Origin of the sequence: Kitasatospora sp. NPDC127035 (assembly GCF_042726075.1) — a bacterium.
Classification (GTDB): Bacteria; Actinomycetota; Actinomycetes; order Streptomycetales; family Streptomycetaceae; genus Kitasatospora.
In genome coordinates, this window is sequence record NZ_JBHXDN010000025.1 from 1 (window position 1) to 22923 (window position 22923).

2 protein-coding genes are annotated in these 22923 nt (G+C 76.9%); both read right to left on the minus strand.

Translation table 11 applies throughout. The features are described 5' to 3' along the window. Positions 1-8114 (minus strand): type I polyketide synthase (locus tag ACFWIC_RS18890; RefSeq protein WP_380519471.1); only part of this gene is annotated, 8114 nt, incomplete at its 3' end. A gap of 63 nt (positions 8115-8177) precedes the next feature. Next, a complete protein-coding gene (locus tag ACFWIC_RS18895; RefSeq protein ID WP_380519473.1) occupies positions 8178-22913 on the minus strand; it encodes a type I polyketide synthase in 14736 nt (4911 codons plus the stop codon). Positions 22914-22923: the final 10 nt, after the last annotated feature.

The window sequence follows — 22923 nt, forward strand, 5'->3', positions numbered from 1 at the left end:
ACGGCGTGGTCGGCGAGCCAGGGGTGGGTGCGTAGGGAGATGCGGCCGCTGAGGAGGGTTTCGCCGGTGTCGGCGATGTCGACGGCGGCGCCGACGAGGGGGTGGCCGGTGGTCTCCAGGCCCGCCGCACCGACATCCCCCGCACCGGACGGCGCGTCCAGCCAGAAGTTCTGCTCCTGGAACGGGTAGGTGGGCAGTTCGACGCGTCGGCCGCGGGGGATCGCGGTGGTCCAGTCGACGGTGAGGCCGGTGGTCCAGGCGTGGGCGAGGGAGGTGAGGAGGCGTCGTCGGTCGCCTTCGTCGCGGCGCAGGGTGGGGACGGTGACGGCGGTGTCGAGGGTCTCCTCGACGGCGGGGACGAGGACGGGGTGGGGGCTGGTCTCGATGTAGTGGGTGTGGCCGGCTTCGTGCAGGGCCTCCAGGGCCCTGGTCAGCAGGACGGGTTGGCGCAGGTTGGTGTACCAGTAGGCGGTGTCGGGCGGGGTGGTGAGCCAGTCGCCGGTGACGGTGGAGAACATCGGGATGCGCGGTGCCTGCGGGCTGATGTCGGCCAGGACGTCGAGCAGCCGGTCGCGCAGTCGCTCGATGTGCGGGGAGTGCGAGGCGTAGTCGACGGGAATCGTCTTGGCCCGTACGCCGTCGCGTTCGCAGGTGGCGAGCAGTTCGGCCAGGGCGTCGCTGTCACCGGCGACGACGGTGGTGGTGGGGGAGTTGTAGGCGGCGAGGGAGATCCGGTCGGCCCAGGGCGTGAGAAGCTGCTCGGCCCGTTCGGCGGAGAGCCCGAGCGAGACCATGCCGCCCTCCCCGGCGATGGCGTCGAGGGCCCGGCTGCGCAGGGCGGAGACCCGGGCGCCGTCCTCCAGGCTCAGCGCGCCGGCCACCACCGCGGCGGCGATCTCGCCCTGCGAGTGGCCGAGGACGGCGTCGGGGTGGATGCCGTGGTGCTGCCAGAGGGCGGCGAGGGAGACCATCACGGCCCACAGGGCGGGCTGGACGACGTCGACGCGTTCGAGGGGTTCGCCGCTGCGCAGGAGGTCGCTCAGGGACCAGTCGACGTGTGGGGCGAGGGCCTTCTCGCACTGGGTGATCTTCTCGGCGAAGACGGGTTCGGTGTCGAGGAGTGCGGCGGCCATGCCGGGCCACTGGGAGCCCTGGCCGGGGAAGACGAAGACGGTGCGGCCGGGGTGGTGGGGGGTGCCCTGGACGAGGTCGGGGTGGGGGGTGTCCTCGCTGAGTGCGGTGAGGGCGTCGTGCAGTCGGTGGTGGGTGCCGATGGTGACGGCGCGGTGGTCGAAGGCGGCGCGGCCGGTGGCGAGTGAGTGGGCGATGTCGGTCGGGTGCCCGTCGAGGGTCAGCAGTTGTGCGGCCTGGTCGCGCAGCGCTTCGGGGGAGCGGGCGGACAGCAGCCAGGGGACGACCGTGTCCGCGTCGTGCTCCGGTTCCGCGGGCTCCGGGTCCGCAGGCTCGTTCTCGTGGGCCTGTTCGAGGACGACGTGGGCGTTGGTGCCGCTCACGCCGAAGGAGGAGACGCCGGCCCGGCGCGGCCGCCCGTCCTCGGTCTCCCAGGCACGGGCCTCCTTCAGCAGTTCCACCGCCCCCGCCGACCAGTCCACCTGCGGGGTCGGGCCGTCCACGTGCAGGCTCTTGGGCAGTACCCCGTGCCGCATCGCCAGGACCGTCTTGATCACCCCGCCGACCCCGGCGGCGGCCGAGGTGTGCCCGATGTTGGACTTCAGCGAGCCCAGCCAGAGCGGCCGGCCCTCGGGCCGGTCCTGGCCGTAGGTGGCCAGCAGCGCCTGGGCCTCGATCGGGTCGCCGAGCCGCGTGCCGGTGCCGTGCCCCTCCACCGCGTCGACCTCGGCGGCCCGCAGGCCGGCGTCGGCCAGTGCCGCGCGGATCACCCGCTGCTGGGAGGGGCCGTTGGGGGCGGTCAGGCCGTTGCTCGCACCGTCCTGGTTGACGGCCGTGCCTCGGACCACGGCGAGCACGGGGTGCCCCAGCCGCCGCGCGTCGCTGAGCCGCTCCAGCAGCAGGATGCCCGCGCCCTCGCCGAAGCCCGTCCCGTCGGCGGCGGCCGCGTACGGCTTGCACCGCCCGTCCGGCGCGAGCCCGCCCTGCCGGCTGAACTCGACGAACAGCTCCGGGCTGGACATCACGGTCACGCCGCCCGCCAGCGCCAGGTCGCACTCCCCGTGCCGCAGGGACCGGGCGGCCAGGTGGAGGGCGACCAGCGAGGAGGAGCAGGCGGTGTCCACCGTGACGGCGGGGCCCTCCAGGCCGAAGACGTACGCCAGCCGGCCGGACACGATGCTGCCCGAGTTGCCGGTGCCGAGGAAGCCCTCGACCTCCTCCGGGATGTGCGGCAGCAGCCGGGCCGCGTAGTCCTGCTGCATCAGGCCGACGAAGACACCGGCCGACGCACCGGCCAGCCCGGTCGGGTCGATGCCGGCCCGTTCGAAGGCCTCCCAGGTGATCTCCAGGAGCAGCCGCTGCTGCGGGTCCATCGCCACGGCCTCGCGCGGCGAGATGCCGAAGAACTCCGCGTCGAAGCCGCCGACGGCGTCCAGGAAGCCGCCCTCCCGGGCGTAGGAGGTGCCGCGGTGCTCGGGGTCGGGATCGTAGAGCGCCTCCAGGTCCCAGCCGCGGTCGGCCGGGAACGGTCCGACGCCGTCGGCGCCCTCGGCGACCAGCCGCCACAGCTCGTCCGGGGTGCGCACGCCGCCCGGGAAACGGCAGCCCATCGCGACGATCGCGATCGGGTCGTCGCCGGTGGCCGCGGTCGCGCCGGTCCCGCGGGACCGGCCTGCCGCCGGGGCCCCGGCCGCGCCGTCCTGGGCGCCGAAGAGCTCGGCCCGCAGGTGCCGTGCGAGCACGGTCGGCGACGGGTGGTCGAAGACCAGCGTGGCGGGCAGCCGCAGGCCGGTCGCCAGGTTCAGCCGGTTGCGCAGCTCGACGGCGGCGAGCGAGTCGAAGCCCAGGTCGCGGAAGGCCCGGCCGGCCTCCACCGCCTCCGGCGAGGCGTGGCCGAGCACGGCCGCCACCTGGGAGCGGATCAGGGCCAGCAGCGCGGGCTCCCGCTCGGCCGCGGGCAGCGCGCCCAGCGGGCCGCCCGGCGTGCCGTCGGGCGCCGCGCGGGTGGCCGAGCGCCGCAGCGGCCCGCGCACCAGTGCGCGCAGCAGGCCGGGAACCGGGCGGGTCTCGGCGTCGGCCCGCAACGCCGCCAGGTCCAGCCGGATCGGGACCAGGGCGGGCCGGTCGACGGCGAGCGCCGCGTCCAGCAGCGCCAGGCCCTGCGCGGTGGTGAGCGCGGGCATCCCGGAGCGGGCCAGCCTGCGCTCGCCTTCCTCGTCCAGCACGCCGGTCAGCGCGCTGCGCTGGGCCCAGAGCGTCCAGGCCAGCGACTGCCCGGCCAGGCCGCGGGCCCGCCGGTGCTGCGCGAGGGCGTCCAGGACGGCGTTCGCCGCCGCGTAGTTGGCCTGCCCGGGGCCGCCGAAGACGCCGGCCGCCGAGGAGAACAGCACGAACGCGGCCAGTGGCTGACCGGCGGTCAGCTCGTGCAGGTGCAGGGCCGCCTCGGCCTTGGGCGCGAGGACGGCGTCCAGACGCTCCGGGGTCAGCGCGGTGAGCACACCGTCGTCCAGCGCGCCCGCGGCGTGCACCACGGCGGTCAGCGGGTGCGCGGCCGGGACGTCGGCCAGCAGCGCGGCCAGCGCCGCGCGGTCGCCGACGTCGCACGCCGACACCGTGACGGCGGCGCCCGCCCCGGCGAGTTCGGCGGCCAGTTCGGCGGCGCCCGGGGCGGTGGGCCCCTGACGGCCGGCCAGCAGCAGGTGCCGCACGCCGTGCGCGCGCACCAGGTGCCGGGCGACCTCGGCGCCCAGCGTGCCGGTGCCACCGGTGATCAGCACGGTGCCGTCCGGGTCCAGGGCCGCGGGCGGGCCGTCGGGCGCCGGGATCCGGGCCAGCCGGGGCGCGCGCAGCAGGCCGTCGCGCACCGCGAGCTGGTCCTCGGCGTTCGGCGCGCCGAACGCGGCGGCCGCCGCCGGGAGCAGCGCGGACGCGTCCGCGGGCAGGTCCAGCAGACCGAACCGGCCGGGGTGTTCGGCCAGCGCCGAACGCACCAGGCCCCAGACGCCGCTGTGCGCGAGGTCGGGGACGTCCTCGTCCGGGCCGGTGGCCACCGCCCCGTCGGTCACCAGGACGAGGCGGGAGCCGGTGAACCGCTCGTCCGACAGCCACCCCTGCAGCAGGCCGAGCGCGCGGTGCGCCGACTCGCGGACGCTCGCCGCGCCACCGACCCGCACCAGCACCACCGGCGGGGCGTCGGTGAGCCCCGGGAGGTCGTCCGGTGCGTCGAGCAGGGTCCACCGGGCGGTGTCGGCGGGGGCGCCGGCCTCGACGGGGACCCACTCCAGGCCGAACAGCGACTCGTTCCCCCGGGGGGTGCCCGGCGCGCCGTCGGCCGGGGCCGGGCGCAGCACCAGCGCGTCCACCGTGGCGACCGGCCGCCCGGCCGGGTCGGCGGCGGCCAGCGCCAGGGTGTTCTCACCGGTCGGGGTCAGCCGCAGCCGCAGCGCCGCGGCGCCCGAGGCGTGCAGGGTCACGCCGGTCCAGCTGAACGGCATCCGCCCCTCGGCCGCCGGGCCCAGCCCGGTGGCGTGCAGGGCCGCGTCCAGCAGTGCCGGGTGCAGTCCGTAGCGGCCCGCCTCGCCCTGCTGACCGGCGCTCAGCTCGGCCTGCGCGAACAGCTCCCCGCCGCGCTGCCAGGCCGCCGTCAGCCCCTGGAACGCCGGGCCGTAGCCGAAGCCGGCCGCGGCGAAGCGCGGGTACATCCCGGCCAGGTCGAGCGGGACGGCGCCGGCCGGCGGCCACTGGTCCAGCTCCTCGCCCTCGCGGACCGCCTCGGCCGCGGACGGCGAGCCCAGCAGTCCCTCGGCGTGCCGCACCCAGGCCGCCTCCGGGTCCGCCTCGGGGGACTGCGCGTGCAGCGTGACGGGCCGCTCGCCGCGACCGTCCGGCGGGCCGACCGTCAGCCGCAGCCGCACGCCGCCCCGCTCGGGCAGCACCAGCGGCGCACCGAGGGTGAACTCCCGCACGACCGGGCAGCCGACCTGGTCGCCGGCCCGGACCGCGAGGTCCAGGAACGCCGTTCCGGGCAGCAGCACCGAGCCGCGGACGGCGTGGTCGGCCAGCCACGGGTGGGTGCGCAGCGAGAGCGAGCCGGTGAAGACCACGCTGTCCTGGTCGGCGAGCGTCACCATGGCGCCCAGCAGCGGGTGCCCGGCAGTTTCCAGGCCCGCCGCCGCCAGGTCGCCGGGCGCCGCCGAGGCGTCGTCCAGCCAGTAGTCCTCGCGCTGGAAGGCGTAGGTCGGCAGCTCCACCGGCGCCGCCGGGCGACCGCCGAAGACGGCGTCCCAGTCGATCGGCACCCCGCGCAGCTGGAGTTCCCCCAGCGAGGCGAGCAACCGGGCCGGGCCGCCCTCGCCGCGGCGCAGCGTGCCCAGCACACAGGCGTCCGCGCCGGCCGCCTCCGCGCTGTCCTGGATCGCGGGGGTGAGCACGGGGTGCGGGCCGGCCTCCAGGAAGACCTGGTAGCCGTCGGCCAGCAGGGCCCCGGTGGCGGCCTCGAACTCCACGGTGCGGCGCAGGTTGCGGTACCAGTACGCGGCGTCCAGCCCGGCGGTGTCCAGCGGGGCGCCGGTGACGGAGGAGTAGAACGGCACCCGGCCCGCCCGCGGCGTGATGCCCGCCAGCTCGCGCAGCAGCTCCTGCTCGACGGTGGCGACCTGCGGGCCGTGCGAGGCGTAGTCCACCGGGACGTCCCTCGCCCGCTCGCCCGCGGCGGTCAGCTCGGCCGTCAGCTCGGCGAGCGCCTGCGGCTCGCCGGACACCACGACGGCGGACGGCCCGTTCACCGCGGCCAGCGCCAGGCGCTCGCCCCACGGCGCGATCCGGGCCCGGACCTGCTCGGCCGGCAGCGCGACGGAGAGCATCCCGCCCTGCCCGGCGAGCGCCCGCAGTGCCCGGCTGCGCAGTGCGACCACCTTGGCGCCGTCCTCCAGGCTCAGCGCGCCGGCGACGACGGCGGCGGCTATCTCGCCCTGGCTGTGGCCGACCACCGCGGCCGGTTCGACGCCGTAGGACGCCCAGACGGCGGCCAGGGAGACCATCACGGCGAAGAGCAGCGGCTGCACCTCCTCCACCCGCTCGACCGGCTCGCCCGAGCGCAGCAGCTCCACCGGGGAGCGCTCCGACCACGGGGCGAGCGCCGCCGCGCAGTCGGCCATCCGCCGGGCGAAGACCGGTTCGCGGTCGAGGAGTTCGATCGCCATGCCGGCCCACTGCGTGCCCTGTCCGGGGAACACCATGGCCAGCGCGCCGCCGGTCCCCGCCCGGCCGCGCAGCAGTCCGGGCGCCTCCTCGTCGGCGGCCAGCGCCGCGAGCCGCTCCAGGAAGCCGTCCCGGTCCTCCGCGACCAGCACCGCGCGGTGGTCCAGGGCGGTGCGGGTGGTCGCCAGTGCGTGCCCGACCTCCGCCGGGCCCGCGTCGGGACGCTCCAGCAGGTGTGCGCGCAGCCGCTCGGCCTGGGCGCGCAGCGCGGGCGCGGTGTGGCCGGAGAGCACCCAGGGCAGCGGGCCGCGGGTGCGCGGCGCCGGGCCGTCGGCGTGCGGGCCGTCCGCGTGCGGGTCCAAAGCCGGGTCCGCGTCCGCGTCCGGGGCGGGCGTTTCGAGCGGCGGGGCGGCCTCCAGGACGACGTGCCCGTTGGTCCCGCTGACGCCGAAGGACGAGACCGCCGACCGCCGGGGCCGGCCGGTCTCGGGCCAGTCCCGCGCCTCGGTCACCAGCTCGACGGCGCCGGCCTCCCAGTCGACCTGCTCGGTGCGCCGCTCGGCGTGCAGGGTCGGCGGGACGATGCCGTGCCGCATCGCCAGCACCATCTTGATCACCCCGCCGACGCCCGCCGCGGCCTGGGTGTGGCCGATGTTGGACTTCAGCGAGCCCAGCAGCAGCGGCCGGTCCGCCGGGCGGTCCTGCCCGTAGGTGGCGAGCAGCGCCTGGGCCTCGATCGGGTCGCCCAGCGGCGTGCCGGTGCCGTGCGCCTCGACCACGTCGACGTCGGCGACGCCCAGCCGTGCGGCGGCCAGCGCCTGGCGGATCACCCGCTGCTGGGCCGGGCCGTTGGGCGCGGACAGCCGGCTGCTGGCGCCGTCCTGGTTGACGGCGGTGCCCCGGACGACGGCGAGCACCGGGTGCCCGTTGCGGCGCGCCTCGCTGAGCCGCTCCAGCAGCAGCAGTCCGACGCCCTCGCCCCAGCCGGTGCCGTCCGCGTCCGCCGAGAAGGACTTGCAGCGGCCGTCGGCGGCCATCCCGCCCTGCCGGCTCATCTCCACGAACGGCACCGGGGTGGACATCACCATCGCGCCGCCGGCCAGCGCCAGCGCGCACTCGCCGGAGCGCAGCGCCTGCGCGGCCAGGTGGATGGCCACCAGCGAGGAGGAGCAGGCGGTGTCCACGCTGAGCGTGGGGCCCTCCAGGCCGAAGGTGTAGGCCATCCGGCCGGAGGCGACGCTGTCGGAGCTGCCGTTGCCCAGGTAGCCGGCGACGTCCTCGGGCACCCGGCGCAGCCGCACCGCGTAGTCCTGGTACATCACGCCGAGGAAGACGCCGGTGCGGCTGCCGCGCAGCGTGCGGGCGTCGATCCCGGCGCGCTCGAAGGCCTCCCAGCCGGTCTCCAGCAGCAGCCGCTGCTGCGGGTCCATGGCCAGCGCCTCGCGCGGCGAGATGCCGAAGAGGCCGGGGTCGAAGGCACCGACCCCGCTCAGGAAGCCGCCCTCGTCGGCGTAGCTGGTGTCCGGCCGTCCGCGGTCCTTGTCGACCAGCGCGTCCAGGTCCCAGCCGCGGTCGGCCGGGAACGGGGTGACGGCGTCGACACCGCCGGCGACCAGCTCCCAGAGCTCCTCGGGCGAGGTGACCCCGCCGGGGTAGCGGCAGCTCATCGCGACGACGGCGATCGGCTCGTGGTCCTTGGCCTCGACCTCCTGCAGCCGCTGGCGGGTGCGGTGCAGGTCGGTCGCGACACGCTTGAGGTAGTCGCGCAGCTTGTCGTCATTCACCGGTGGTCACCTTCGTCAGCGGGTTGCGGGGGTGCGGGGCACGCGGGTCCGGCGGCGTGTCCGTCATGACAGCCCCAGCTCGTTCTCGATGAAGTCGAAGAGGTCGTCGTCGCCGGCCGTGGCCATCCGTTCCTCCAGTCCGTCCGCCGGGCCGCCGGAGGCGTCCGGGGCGACCCGGGAGAGCAGGGCCTGGAGCCGCCCGGCCAGCGCCGGGTCCAGCGGGTCGGCGGCCAGCGCCTGTTCCAGCCGTTCCAGTTCGGCCAGCCCGGCGACCTGCGGCTCGGCGGGCGTCGGGACCAGCTGCTCGCCGAGGTGCGCGGCGATCGCGGTCGTGCTCGGGTGGTCGAAGAGCAGGGTGGCGGGCAGCCGCAGGCCGGTGGCCGCGCGCAGCCGGTTGCGCAGTTCGACGGCGGTCAGCGAGTCGAAGCCGAGTTCCAGGAGGCCGCGGTCGGCCGACACGCTCTCCTGCGGGGAGAAGCCCAGGATCAGGCCGACGTGCGAGCGGACCAGCTCCAGCAGCACCCGGGCCCGCTGCGGCTCGCCGAGTCCGGCCAGCCGGTGCAGCAGGGCCTGCGGCGCGTCCGCGGCGGCCGATCCGGCCGCCGCCGCCTCGCGCCGGGCCGGCGCCCGGACCAGGCCGCGCAGCAGGGCGGGGACGCCGCCGGTGCCCGCCTGCGCCGCGATCGCCCGGGTGTCCAGCCGGACCGGCAGCACCATCGCCTCGTCCACGCCGTGCGCCGCGTCGAACAGTTCCAGGCCCTCCCGCGGGGCGAAGGCGACGATCCCGCCGCGCGCGATCCGCCGCAGGTCGGCCTCGTCCAGGCCGCCGGTCATGCCGGTGCTGTTCGCCCACAGGCCCCAGGCCAGCGAGCCGGCGGTCAGCCCCCGGGCCCGGCGGCGGTGCGCCAGGCCGTCGAGGAAGGCGTTGGCCGCCGCGTAGTTGCCCTGGCCCATGCCGCCGAAGACGCCGGCCAGTGAGGAGAAGAGCAGGAACGCGGAGAGCTTGGTCCCTTCCGTCAGCTCGTGCAGGTGGACGGCCGCGTCGACCTTGGGGCGCAGCGCGGTGTCGAGCTGTTCGGGCGTCATCTCGGCGACCAGGCCGTCGGCCAGCACGCCCGCGGCGTGCACCACGGCGGTCAGCGGGTGCTCGGCCGGCAGGCCGTCCAGCAGGGCGGCCAGCGCCTGCCGGTCGGCGGCGTCGCAGGCGGCCACCTCAACCAGTGCGCCGAGCCGGGTCAGTTCGTCGCGCAGCTCCGGGGCGCCCTCGGCCAGCAGGCCGCTGCGGCTGGTCAGCACCAGGTGCCGCACGCCGTGCTCGGTCACCAGGTGACGGGCGACATGGGCGCCGATCGCGCCGGTGCCACCGGTGACCAGTACCGTGCCCTCGGGATCCCAGGCCGGCGTGGCCGGGTCCTCGGCGCGCGGCACCCGGGCCAGCCGGGGTACGAAGGCCGCGCCGTCGCGCAGTGCGACCTGCGGCTCGCCGCTCGCCAGCGCCGCGCCCAGCGCCGCCCGGGAGGAGGGCAGGTCGTCGAGGTCCAGCAGGACGAACCGGCCGGGGTTCTCGGTCTGCGCCGAGCGCAGCAGGCCCCAGACGGCGGCCTGCGCGAGGTCGGTGACGTCGTCGCCGGGCTGCGTCGCGACGGCCCCCTCGGTGACCAGCGCCAGGGTGCTGCCGGCCAGCCGGTCCTCGGCCAGCCAGTCGCGGACCGTCTCCAGCGCGTGCCCGGTGGCCGCCCGCACGGCGTCGGCCAGTGGCCCGGTGCCCTCCTGTCCGCAGCGGGCCAGCACCAGTGCGGGCACCGGCCCGTCGGCGGCGAGCAGGTCGGCGACGCGCCCGCCGGCCGGCAGCTCGGTCCAGGTCGCCGCGTCGGTGTCCGGCAGGGCCGGCCGCCTCCACTCGACCCGGTACAGCTCCTCGTGGAGGGCGGTGCGGGCCGGGCGCACCTGGTCGGCGGAGACCGGGCGCAGCACCAGCGACTCGGCCGAGGCGACCGGACGCCCGGTGCTGTCGGCGACCAGCACGGCCACCGAGTCGCGCCCGGTGGGCGTCAGCCGCAGCCGGACCGACGCCGCGCCCCGGGCGTGCAGGGCGACGCCGGTCCAGGAGAACGGCAGCCACCCCTGGCTCTCGCCCTCGGGCCCGGTGCCCGGCAGGACGTCGAAGACCAGTGCGTGCAGGGCGGCGTCCAGCAGCGCGGGGTGCAGGCCGTAGCGGCCGGCCTCGCCGCGCGGGCCGTCCGGCAGCTCGGCCTCGGCGAACACCTGCTCGCCGAGGCGCCAGGCGGCGCGCAGGCCCTGGAACGCCGGGCCGTAGCCGAAGCCGCCGGCGGCGAACCGCTCGTACAGGCCGTCGACGGGCAGCGGGACGGCGCCGGCCGGCGGCCACTGCACGAGGTCGTCGGGCTCGGCGGGCGCGGCCGGGGCGAGCAGGCCGTCGGCGTGCCGGGTCCACTCCTCCTCGGGGCCGTCCTCCGGCCGGGCGTACACCGTCAGGCTCCGGGCGCCGGACGGCTCGGGGGCGCCGATCAGGAGCTGGAGCACCGTTCCGCCGGTGGCGGAGAGCACCAGGGGGGCCTGCAGGGTCAGTTCCTCGACCTGCCCGCAGTCCGCCTGGTCGGCGGCCCGCACGGCCAGTTCCAGGAAGCCGGTGGCGGGGAAGAGCACGCCGTCGAAGACCCGGTGGTCGGCCAGCCACGGCTGGGTCCGGCAGGAGAGCCGGGTGGTGAACAGGAAGCCCTCGCCGCCGGCCAGTTCGACCGCCGCGCCGAGCAGCGGGTGGTCCACCGCCAGCAGCCCGGCCGACGGCAGGTCGGCCTCGGGGGCGGTCGCCTCCAGCCAGTAGCGCCGGTGCTGGAAGGCGTAGGTGGGCAGGCCGGCGGCCTCGCGCGGGGCGGTCGGCGGGAAGCGGCGGCTCCAGTCCACCGGTGTGCCGTGGGCGTGCAACCGGGCCAGCGCGGCGGTCAGTGCCGTCTCCTCGGGCTGGTCGCGGCGCAGCAGCGGAACCAGCAGCGCGCCGGGTGACCGCTCGGCCAGGCAGTCCTGGCCGAGCCCGGTCAGTGAGCCGTCCGGACCCAGTTCGAGGTAGCGGTCGACGCCGGCCGCCTCCAGGCGGTCGATGCCGGCCCGGAACTCGACCGTGCCGCGCACCTGGTCGACCCAGTGCTCGGGGGAGGCCAGCTGTTCGGCGGTGGCGAGGGCCCCGGTCCGGTTGGCGACCAGCGGGATCCGCGGCGGGCGGAACTCCAGGGTGCTCGCCACCGCGCGGAACTCGGCCAGCATCCCGTCCATGTGCGGGGAGTGGAAGGCGTGGCTGACCCGCAGCCGGCGCGAGCGCCGGCCCAGGGCCTCCCAGTGCGCGGCGAGTTCCGCCACCGCCCGCGGGTCGCCGGAGACCACGGTCGAGGCCGGGCCGTTGACGGCGGCCAGGGAGAGGAGGTCGGCCCGCTCGGCGAGCATCGGTGCCAGCTCCTCGGCCGAGACGGTCAGCGCCACCATCGCGCCGCCGGCCGGCATCGCCTGCATCAGCCGTCCCCGGGCCGCCACCAGGGCGGCCGCGTCGGGCAGTGAGAGCACCCCGGCGACATGGGCGGCGGTGAGCTCGCCGATCGAGTGTCCGAGCAGGTAGTCGGGGGTGATGCCCCAGTGCCCGGCCAGCTCGAACAGCGCGGTGCCGAGCGCGAACAGGGCCGGCTGGGTGTACTCGGTGCGGGCCAGGGCCTCGCCGTCCGCGATCACCTCGTGCAGCGGGCGTTCCAGCAGCGGGTCCAGTGCGGCGCAGACCCGGTCGAAGGCGTCCGCGAAGACCGGCTGGGAGCGGTAGAGCTCCAGGCCCATGCCGGGCCGCTGACTGCCCTGTCCGGAGAACAGGAAGGCGGTCCTGCCGGGCCGGCCGGCGGTGCCGGTGACCACGCCGGGGTGCTCGGTGCCGGCGGCCAGCGCGGCCAGTGCCCCGGCGCGCGCGGCACGGTCGGCGCCGAGCAGCACGGCGCGGTGCTCGAAGCCCGCCCGGCCGGCGGCCAGCGCGGCGCCCGGGTCCCGGTCCGGTCCGGTCCGCTCGTGCTCCAGCAGCCGGGCGGCCTGCCCGCGCAGCGCCTCGGGGGTCCGGGCCGACAGCAGCCACGGTCCCCCGGCGGGCGCCGACGGCTCCGCCGCCTCGGCCGGGACGTGCTCCAGCACGGTGTGCGCGTTGGTGCCGCTGACACCGAAGGAGGAGATACCGGCCCGGCGCGGGTGGTCGGTGGCGGGCCACGCGGTGTGCTCGGTGAGCAGCTCCACGGCGCCCGCGGTCCAGTCGATGAACGGCGAGGGCCGGTCGACGTTCAGGGTGCCGGGCAGGATCCCGTGCTGCATCGCCAGCACCATCTTGATCACGCCCGCGATGCCGGCGGCGGCCTGGCTGTGGCCGATGTTGGACTTCAACGAGCCCAGCAGCAGGGGGCGTTCGTCCCCGCGCTGCTGTCCGTAGGTGGCCAGCAGGGCCTGCGCCTCGATCGGGTCACCCAGCTTGGTGCCGGTGCCGTGCGCCTCCACCGCGTCGACCTCGGCGGCGGACAGGCCCGCCGAGGCCAGCGCCTGGCGGATCACCCGCTGCTGCGAGGGGCCGTTGGGGGCGGTCAGGCCGTTGCTGGCGCCGTCCTGGTTGACCGCCGAGCCGCGGACCAGGGCGAGCACCGGGTGGCCGTTGCGGCGGGCGTCGCTGAGGCGCTCCAGCAGCACCAGCCCGGCGCCCTCGGCCCAGGCGGTGCCGTCGGCGGCCGCGGCGAAGGGCTTGCACCGGCCGTCGGGCGCCAGCCCGCGCTGGCGGCTGAACTCGACGAACGCGTCCGGCCGGGCCATCACCGTCACGCCGCCGGCCAGCGCCAGCGAGCACTCGCCGGCGCGCAGCGCCTGGGCGGCCAGGTGCAGGGCCACCAGCGCCGAGGAGCAGGCGGTGTCCACCGTGACGGCGGGGCCCTCCAGGCCGAAGGTGTAGGCGATCCGCCCCGATGCCACGCTGCCGGCGCTGCCGATGCCCAGGTAGCCCTCGAACTCCTCCGACGGCTTGGTCATCCGGGAGCCGTAGTCCCGGTAGCTGGAGCCGACGAAGACCCCGCCCCGGCTGCCCTTGAGCGTCGTCGGGTCGATCCCGGCCCGCTCGAACGCCTCCCAGGCCACTTCGAGGAGCAGCCGCTGCTGCGGATCGACCGAGACCGCCTCGCGCGGCGAGATCCCGAAGAACGCCGGGTCGAAGTCGGCGGCGTCGTAGAGGAAGCCGCCCTCGCGGGCGTAGGTGGTGCCGACCGTCGCGCCGTCCGGGTCGTAGAGGCCCTCCAGGTCCCAGCCGCGGTCGGTGGGGAAGCCCGAGATCGCGTCGGTGCCGCTCATCAGCAGCCGCCACAGGTCCTCCGGCGAGCGCACCTCGCCGGGGAAGCGGCAGCCCATCGCGACGATCGCGACCGGGTCGTCGGCCGCGTCCGGGGCGGCCTCGACGGCTGCCGCCGCCTCGTCCGCGGCCTGGACCGCCGCCTCGGCCGCCGCCGGGTCGCCGCCCGGGAGTCGGGCGAGCAGGTGGTCGGTGAGCACGGCCGTGGTCGGGAAGTCGAAGACCAGGGTGACCGACAGCCGCAGTCCGGTCGCCTCGGCCAGCCGGTTGCGCAGTTCCACGGCGGTCAGCGAGTCGAAGCCGATGTCCTTGAAGACCCGCTCGGGCTCGATCGCCGACGGATCCGCGTGGCCCAGCACCGAGGCGACCTCGCCGCGGATCAGCTCGCCCAGCGCCGCCCGGCGCTCGGGCAGCGGCAGTCGGGCCAGCCGGGCGGCCGGCGACGACTCCTCACCGGCCGTCGCGGCGCCCGCCGCGGCCTGCGGCAGGTCCTTCAGTACGGCGCTGGGGCGCAGCGCCGTGTAGGCGCGGACGAACCGCTCCCAGGCGAAGTCGGCCACCACCACCGTGCTGTCGTCGTGGTCCAGTGCCTGCTGAAGGGCGACGAGCGCGGCATCGGGGTCCATCGCCGGAAGGCCGTTGCGGATCAGCCGCTCGCTCACCGCGCCACCGGCCAGGCTCTCCCCGCCCCACAGGCCCCAGGCCACCGAGGTGGCCGCCCGTCCGGCCGCCCGGCGCTGCTCGGCCAGGGCGTCCAGGAAGGCGTTGGCCGCCGCGTAGCTGCCCTGCCCCGTGCCGCCCAGCGTGCCGGCCAGCGAGGAGAACAGCACGAAGGCCGACAGCTCGTGGTCCCGGGTCAGCTCGTCCAGGTGCAGCGCCGCGTCCATCTTGGGCCGCAGCACGTGCGCCGCCCGCTGCGCCGTCAGCGTGTCCAGCACGCCGTCGTCCAGCACGCCCGCCGCGTGCACCACCGCGCGCAGCGGCAGCTCGGCCGGGATGCCGGCGAGCAGCGTCGCCACCTGCTCCCGGTCGGAGACGTCGCACGCCACCACGGTGGCCTCCGCCCCCGACTCGGCGAGCTCGGCGACGAGTTCGGCGCAACCCGGCGCCGCCGGGCCCTGGCGGCCGGTCAGCAGCAGATGGCGCGCCCCGCCCCGGGCCAGCCAGCGGGCCACCCGCGCGCCCAGCGCGCCGGTGCCGCCGGTGACCAGCACCGTGCCGTCCGCCGGTGGCGTCCAGGCCCGCGCCGGGGTGCGCGCGCCGGTCCCGGCCGGGACCAGCCGACGGGCGAACAGGCCGGCGGAGCGCACCGCCACCTGGTCCTCGCCCTCGCCGCCGGCCAGGACCCCGGCCAACCGGGCCCGCGCCCGGTCGTCGAGCCGGGGGGGCAGATCGACCAGCCCGGCCCAGCGCTGCGGGTACTCCACCGCGGCGACCCCGCCGAGGCCCCAGGCCGTCGCCTGCGCGGGGCCGCTCAGCGGGTCCGAGCGGCCCACCGACACCGCGCCGCTGGTCGCGCACCACAGCGAGGCGTCCGGGGCGGCGTCACCGAGCGCCTGGAGCAGCGCCACCAGCGCGACCAGTCCGGCCGGCAGCGCGGAGCCCTCCGCGTGCGGCCGCTCGTCCAGCGCCAGCAGCGACAGCACGCCGTCCGGCCGCAGCTCGCCCAGCCGCGCGGCCAGTGCGGCCCGGTCGGCGTCGGCGACCGCCAGCACCGCCGCCTCGGCACCGTGCTCGCCCAGCGCCAGGACGCAGTCCGCGACCAGCGGGTGGTCCGCCGCCGACGCCGGGACGGCGACCAGCCAGCTCCCCCGGGGGCCGGAGCCCGTGACGGCCGTCAGCGGCCGCCACTGGACCCGGTAGCGCCAGCCGTCCACCGCGGCGCGGTCCCGGCTGCGCCCGAGCCAGTCGCCCAGCGCGGGCAGCACACCGCTCAGGGCCGCGCGGGTGCCGGCGTCCTCGATCCGCAGCGAGTCGGCCAGCGCGGCCGCGTCCCCGCGGCCCACCGCGTTCCAGAAACCCTCGTCCAGCGGCGCCGCCTCCGGCTGCCCGTCCGCCTCGGGCACCATCCAGAAGTGGGAGCGCTGGAACGGGTAGGTGGGCAGCTCGGTGCGCCGGGCCGACGCGCCGGCGAACGGCGCGGCGAGGTCCACCGCGGCGCCCCGCACGTGCAGTTCGGCCAGCGAGGTGAGGAACCGTTCCCGGCCGCCCTCGTCCCGGCGCAGCGTGCCGGCCACCGCGGCGCCGGTGCCCGCCGCCTCGGCGGCCTGCTCCAGCCAGACGGTCAGCGCGGGGTGCGTGGACGACTCCACGAACACGTCGTAGCCGTCGGCCAGCAGCGCGCGGGCGGTGCGCCCGAACTCCACCGGCCGGCGCAGGTTGCGGTACCAGTAGCCGGCGTCCAGCAGCCCGCCGTCCAGCGGCCCACCGGTGACGGTGGAGTAGAAGACGCTCTCGCCGGCGCGCGGCGACACGTCCGCCAGCAGGGTCAGCAGCTCCTGCTCGATCTCCTCCACCTGGGCCGAGTGCCCGGCGAAGTCCACCCCGGGGACGCGCCAGTTCATCACGCCGTCGGCCGACAGCGCGTCCGACAGCTCGGCCAGCGCGGCCGGATCGCCGGAGAGCGCCACCGAGGTCGGGCTGTTGACCGCCGCCACCCCGATCAGGTCGCCGAACGCGGCCAGCCGGTCGGTCAGTTCCTCCACCGCCAGGGGGACGAACAGCATCGCGCCCCGCCCGGCCAGGACCCGCAGTGCCCGGCTCCGCAGCCCGACCACCTTGGCGCCGTCCTCCAGGCTCAGCGCGCCGGCCACCACCGCGGCGGCGACCTCGCCCTGGCTGTGGCCCACCACCGCGTCCGGCACGACGCCGTACGAGCGCCACAGGGCGGCGAGCGAGACCATCATCGCGAACAGCACCGGCTGCACCACGTCCACCCGGTCCATCGGGTCGTCCGAACGCAGCACCTCCAGCAGCGAGTAGTCCGTGTAAGGCGCCAGGGCCCGCTCGCACTGCGCCAGCCGCTCGGCGAACACCGGCTCGGTGTCCAGGAGTTCGAGGGCCATGCCGACCCACTGCGAACCCTGGCCGGGGAAGACCAGGACGGTGCGGCCGCGCTGCCCGGCCACGCCCCGGGCCAGGCCGGCCCCGGTGCGGCCGGCGATCAGCGCGTCCAGCCCGCGCGCGAACTCGGCCGGCTCGGTGGCGACCACGGCCGCGCGGTGCTCGAAGGCGGTCCTGGTGGTGGCCAGCGACCAGCCCACGTCCACCGGCTCGTGTCCCTGCTCGGCCAGCGTGCGCAGCTGCTCGGCCTGCGCCCGCAGCGCCTCCGCGCTGCGTCCGGAGAGCAGCCACGGCACGGCCCGGCGGGCGTCGGCCCGCTCGGCTGCCGGCGGCTCGGCCGGCGGCTGCTCGACGATCACGTGCGCGTTGGTGCCGCTCAGCCCGAACGAGGAGACCCCGGCCCGGCGCGGCCGCTCGGCTCCGCCCTCCCAGGGGCGGGCCTCGGTCAGCAGCTCGACGGCGCCCGCCGTCCAGTCCACGTTGGGCGACGGCTCACCCAGGTGCAGCGAGCGCGGCAGCACGCCGTGCCGCATCGCCAGCACCATCTTCATGATCCCGCCGACCCCCGCGGCGGCCTGGGTGTGCCCGATGTTCGACTTCAGCGAGCCTATCAGCAGCGGCCGGTCCGCCGGGCGGTCCTGCCCGTAGGTGGCCAGCACCGCGTCGGCCTCGATCGGGTCGCCGAGCCGGGTGCCGGTGCCGTGCGCCTCGACCGCGTCGACCTCGGCGCCGGTCAGCCCGGCGTCGGCCAGGGCCTGGCGGATCACCTCGCGCTGCGCCAGGCCGCTGGGGGCGGTCAGGCCGTTGCTGGCGCCGTCCTGGTTGACCGCGGAGCCGCGCAGCACCGCCAGCACCGGGTGGCCGTTGCGCCGCGCGTCGGAGAGGCGTTCCAGCACCAGCAGGCCGACGCCCTCGGCCAGCCCGAAGCCGTCCGCCTCGGCGGAGAAGGACTTGCAGCGACCGTCGGCGGCCAGGCCGCGCTGGCGGCTGAAGCCGGTCAGCGACAGCGGGGTGCCGATCACCGCGGCGCCGCCGGCCAGCGCGAGCGTGCACTCGCCGGCGCGCAGCGCCCGGGCCGCCAGGTGGACGGCGACGAGTGAGGACGAGCAGGCGGTGTCGATGGTCACCGCCGGGCCGCGCAGGCCCAGGGTGTACGCCACCCGCCCGGTCAGCACGCTGGTCGACACGCCCGCGATGAACAGGCCCTCCAGCTCGTCGGGCACCCGGTCCATGCTGCCGCCGTAGCCCTGGTAGGCGGCGCCGGCGAACACGCCGACCCGGGAGCCCCGCAGGGTGCTCGGGTCGATGCCGGCGCGCTCCAGCGCCTCCCAGGAGGTCTCCAGCAGCAGTCGCTGCTGCGGGTCCATGGCCAGCGCCTCGCGCGGCGAGATGCCGAAGAACGCCGGGTCGAAGTCGCCGGCGCCGTGCACGAAGCCGCCGGCGGTGCTGTAGCTGGTGCCCGGGCGGTCGGGGTCGGCGTCGAAGAGGCCGGCCAGGTCCCAGCCGCGGTCCGCGGGCAGCTCGCCGATCGCGTCGAGTTCGCCGGCCAGCGCCTGCCACAGCCGTTCGGGGGAGTCGATGCCGCCGGGGTAGCGGCAGCTCATCGACACGATGACGACCGGGTCCTCGTCCGCCGCGACGGTGGTGACGGCCGTGACGGCCGCCACCGGGGCGGGCGCCCCGGCGCCGAAGAGTTCGGCCGCCAGGTGCCGGCCCAGCGCGCTCGCGGAGGAGTAGTCGAAGACCACGGTCACCGGCAGTCGCAGCCCGGTCGCGGTGTTCAGCCGGTTGCGCATCTCCACGGCGGTCAGCGAGTCGAAGCCCAGGTCGCGGAAGGCCCGCGCCGAGTCGACGGCGGAGGACGAGTCGTGGCCGAGCACCCCGGCGGCGACCGAGCGCACCAGCTCGGTCAGCTCCCGGTCCCGTTCGGCGGCGGGGAGCCGGCGCAGCCGTTCCCGCAGCTCTCCCGCGGTGCCGGCCGGCTCGTCCGGGGCGGGTTCGGAGGCCAGCGCCACCCGCACCTCGGACAGGTCCCCGATCAGCGGGCTGGGCCGTGCCGAGGTGAAGACCGGTGCGAAGCTGCCCCAGTCCACGTCGGCGACGATCGGGACCACCTCGTCGCCGTCCAGCACCTGCTGGAGGGCCGTCACCGCGAGGGCGGGCGGCATGAACACCACGCCCTGCGCCCGCAACTGCTCCTCCACCAGCTGCGCGGCCATGCCCGCGCCGCCCTCCGGGCTCCAGATGCCCCAGACCACCGAGGTGGCGGCCAGGCCCTGCGCGTGCCGGCGCTCGGCCAGCGCGTCCAGGTAGGCGTTGGAGGCGGCGTAGGCGCCGTGGACGGCGCTGCCCCAGATCGAGGAGATGGAGGAGAACAGCACGAAGGCGTCCAGCTCGGTGTCCTGGAACAGCTCGTCGAGGTTGGCCGCGCCGCCGACCTTCGCGTACAGGGTGTCGGCGAACTCGGGCAGGTCGGTGTCGGCCAGCGGCACCAGCAGGCCGGCGCCGGCCGCGTGGAGCACCGAGCGGATCTGTTCGCCGTCGGCGCGCAGCCGCTCCACCAGGGCGCCCAGTGCCGCCCGGTCGGCCACGTCGCAGGCGGCCAGGGTGACCCGGCAGCCGAGTGCGGTGAGCTCCGCCGCGAGTTCGCTCGCGCCGGGCGCCTGCGGCCCGGCCCGGCCGACCAGCACCAGGTGCTCGGCGCCGGTCCGGGCCGTCCAGCGGGCGATCTGGGTGCCGATCCCGCCGGTTCCGCCGGTGATCAGCACGGTCCCGCGCGGCTGCCAGGGCTGCCGGGCCCCGGTGCGGGCCGGGCGTCGGGTGCCGCGGACCAGCCGCCGCCCGAAGCCGCCGTCCCGGCGCACCGCCACCTGGTCCTCGTCGCCGGCCCCGGCCAGCAGCCGGCCCAGCAGGGCCGCGCCCTGGTCGTCCAGCTGCTCGGGGAGGTCCAGCAGGCCGCCCCAGGCGCGCGGGTACTCCAGCGCCGCGACCCGGCCGAGTCCCCAGCTCAGCTGCTGGCCGGGCTTCGGCGGGCCGTCCTGCGGTCCGACCGCGACCGCGCCGGCGGTCGCCCACCACTGCGGGCAGCCCACCGTCAGGTCGGCCAGCGCCTGGACCAGCGCCAGGTTCAGCGCGAGGCCGACCGGGACCACCGGGTGCACCGGGTGCGGCCGTTCGTCCAGTGCCAGCAGCGAGAGCACCCCGTCGAGCGGAGCGGCGGCCGGTCCGGCCAGCCGCTCGGCCAGCACGGCGCGCCCGGTGTCGGCCTCGGCCAGCTCGACGGTCAGCAGCTCGGTGCCGGCCAGCACCCGGGTGCAGGCCGCGACCAGCGGGTGGTCGGCCCGCGTGGCGGGCACCAGCAGCAGCCACCGCCCGCTCGGCGCGGCGTCGTCCGTACCGGCCGCCAGCCGCCGCCAGGTCACCCGGTAGTGCCAGGAGTCCACCCGCTCCTGCTCGCGGCTGCGGGCGTGCCAGTCCGCCAGCGCGGGTAGCACCGTGCTCAGCGGGGCCTGCGGCTCGACGCCCAGCGTGTCGGTCAGCTCCGCGAGGTTGCCCTCGCGCACCGCCGACCAGAACCGCTCGCCGGCCGGATCGGTCGCCGGACTCGGCCGGTCGGGGGTCTGGAGCCAGTAGCGGCGGCGCTGGAAGGCGTAGCCGGGGAGCTCGACCGGCCGGCCGCCGCGCGGCGCGCCGTAGAGGGCCGGCCAGTGCGGGGAGCGGCCCGCCGCGTGCGCCTCGCCGAGGGCCAGCAGGAAGCGGGGGAGTCCGCCCTGGTCGCGGCGCAGCGTGCCGAGTGCGGCCGCCTCCACCTCGGCGGCCTCGGCGCTCTGCTGCACACCGAAGGTCAGCACCGGGTGCGCGCTGGCCTCCACGAAGTAGCGGAAGCCGTCGGCCAGCAGGGCCCGGGTGGCGGCCTCGAACTCCACGGTCTGCCGCAGGTTGCGGTACCAGTAGCCGGCGTCCAGCTCCTCGCCGCCCAGCCGGCGGCCGTCGACGGTGGAGAAGAACGGCAGCCGGGCCGCCGTCGGGCGCAGGCCGGCCAGGTCGGAGAGCAGCCGCTCGCGGATCCGCTCGACCTGCGCCGAGTGCGAGGCGTAGTCCACCGGGATGCGGCGGGCGGTCGGGTCCGCGGCGAGCAGTTCCTCGACCGCGTCGTTGTCGCCGCTGACGACGACGGCGGTGGGGCCGTTGACGGCGGCGACGGAGATGCGGTCGTGCCAGGGGGCGATGAGTTGGTGGGTGTGGTCGAGGGGGTGGGTGAGGGAGACCATGCCGCCGGTGCCGGTGATGGTGTGGATGGCTTGGCTGCGGAGGGCGACGACGGTGGCGCCGTCTTCGAGGGTGAGGGCTCCGGCGACGACGGCGGCGGCGATTTCGCCTTGGGAGTGGCCGAGGACGGCGTCGGGGGTGACGCCGTAGGACTCCCAGAGGGCGGTAAGGGAGATCATGACGGCCCAGAGGGCGGGTTGGACGATGTCGACGCGGTCGAGGGGTGCGCCGTCGCGCAGGATTTGGGTGAGTGACCAGTCGACGTGGGGGGCGAGGGCCTGTTCGCACTGGTTCATCTTCTCGGCGAAGACGGGTGCGGTGTCGAGGAGTTCGACGGCCATGCCGGCCCACTGCGAGCCCTGCCCCGGGAAGACGAAGGCGGTCTTCCCCGCCGGGCCGGCGGTGCCCAGCACCACGTTCGGCGCCGGCCGGTCGGCGGCCAGCGCCTCCAGCGCGGTCGCGAAGCCCGTGGCGTCCTCGGCGACCAGCACCGCGCGGTGCTCGAAGGCGGTGCGGGTGGTGGCCAGCGCCCGGCCGATCTCCGCCGGGTCGTGCGCGGGCCCGTCGGCCAGGGAGGCGGCCAGCCGGGCGGCCTGGGCGCGGAGCGCCTGCGGGTCGCGCGCCGACAGCACCCAGGGCAGCGGGCCGGCCGGGGCCGGGCCGGTGGCGTCCGCGTCGGTCGCGTCAGGGCCCGCGGCGTCCGGCAGGTCCCCGGCGTCCGGCGCCTGCTCGACGATCGCGTGCGCGTTGGTGCCGCCCACCCCGAAACCGGAGACCCCGGCGCGGCGCGGCCGCTCGCCCTCGGTCTCCCAGGGGCGGGCCTCGGTCAGCAGCTCGACCGCGCCCACCGACCAGTCGACGAACGGGGTGGGCTCGTCCACGTGCAGGGTCTTCGGCAGCACACCGTGCCGCATCGCCTGCACCATCTTGATCACGCCGCCGACCCCGGCGGCGGCCGAGCTGTGGCCGATGTTGGACTTCAACGAGCCCAGCCACAGCGGCCGTCCGTCCGGCCGCTGCTGTCCGTAGGCGGCCAGCAGGGCCTGGGCCTCGATCGGGTCGCCGAGCCGGGTGCCGGTGCCGTGCGCCTCCACCGCGTCCACCTCGGCGGCCGACAGCCGCGCGTCCGCCAGCGCGTCGGCGATCACCCGCTGCTGCGAGGGGCCGTTGGGCGCGGTCAGACCGTTGCTGGCGCCGTCCTGGTTGACCGCGGTGCCCCGGATGACGGCGAGCACCCGGTGGCCGCGGGCCACGGCGTCGGAGAGCCGCTCCAGCAGCAGCACGCCGACACCCTCGGACCAGCCGGTGCCGTCGGCCGCGCCCGCGAACGCCTTGCAGCGGCCGTCGGCGGACAGCGCCCGCTGCCGGCTGAACGCCACGAACGCGTCCGGGGCGGCGAGCACCGACACGCCACCGGTCAGCGCCAGCTCGCACTCGCCCGAGCGCAGCGAGCGCACCGCCAGGTGCAGGGCGACCAGCGAGGAGGAGCAGGCGGTGTCCATGGTGATCGCCGGACCCTCCAGGCCCAGCGTGTACGAGACCCGCCCGGAGAGCACACTGCTCGCCGTCCCGGTGTCCAGCAGCCCCTCGACCTCGGGCAGCCCCCGGGCGCCCGCCCCGTAGCCGTTGCCGATCGCGCCGACGAAGACGCCGGTCCGGCTGCCGCGCAGCCCGGCCGGGTCGAGACCGGCGCGCTCGACGGTCTCCCAGCAGGTCTCCAGCAGCAGCCGCTGCTGCGGGTCCATGGCCAGCGCCTCGCGCGGCGATATCCCGAAGAAGCCGGCGTCGAACTCGTCGGCCTGGTGGAGGAACCCGCCGCTGCGGGTGTACGAGGTGCCGGTGTGGTCCGGGTCCGGGTGGTACAGCCCCTCGACGTCCCAGCCGCGGTTGTCCGGCCAGTCGCCGATGGCGTCCTCACCGCGCTCGACCAGCTCCCACAGCCGCTCGGGCGAGTCCACCCCGCCCGGGTAGCGGCAGCCCATCGAGACGATGGCGATCGGCTCGTGCCGGGCGTCCTCGGCGGCCCGCAGTTCACGCCGCGCGTCGCCCAGGTCGGCAGTGGCTCGCCTGAGGTAGTCGAGAAGCTTCTCGTTGTCCGGCATCAGTTCCAGC

Excerpts from the sequence above, each read along its gene's own strand:
- ACFWIC_RS18895 (WP_380519473.1), bottom strand. The coding sequence starts at position 22,913 with ATGCCGGACAACGAGAAGCTTCTCGACTACCTCAGGCGAGCCACTGCC.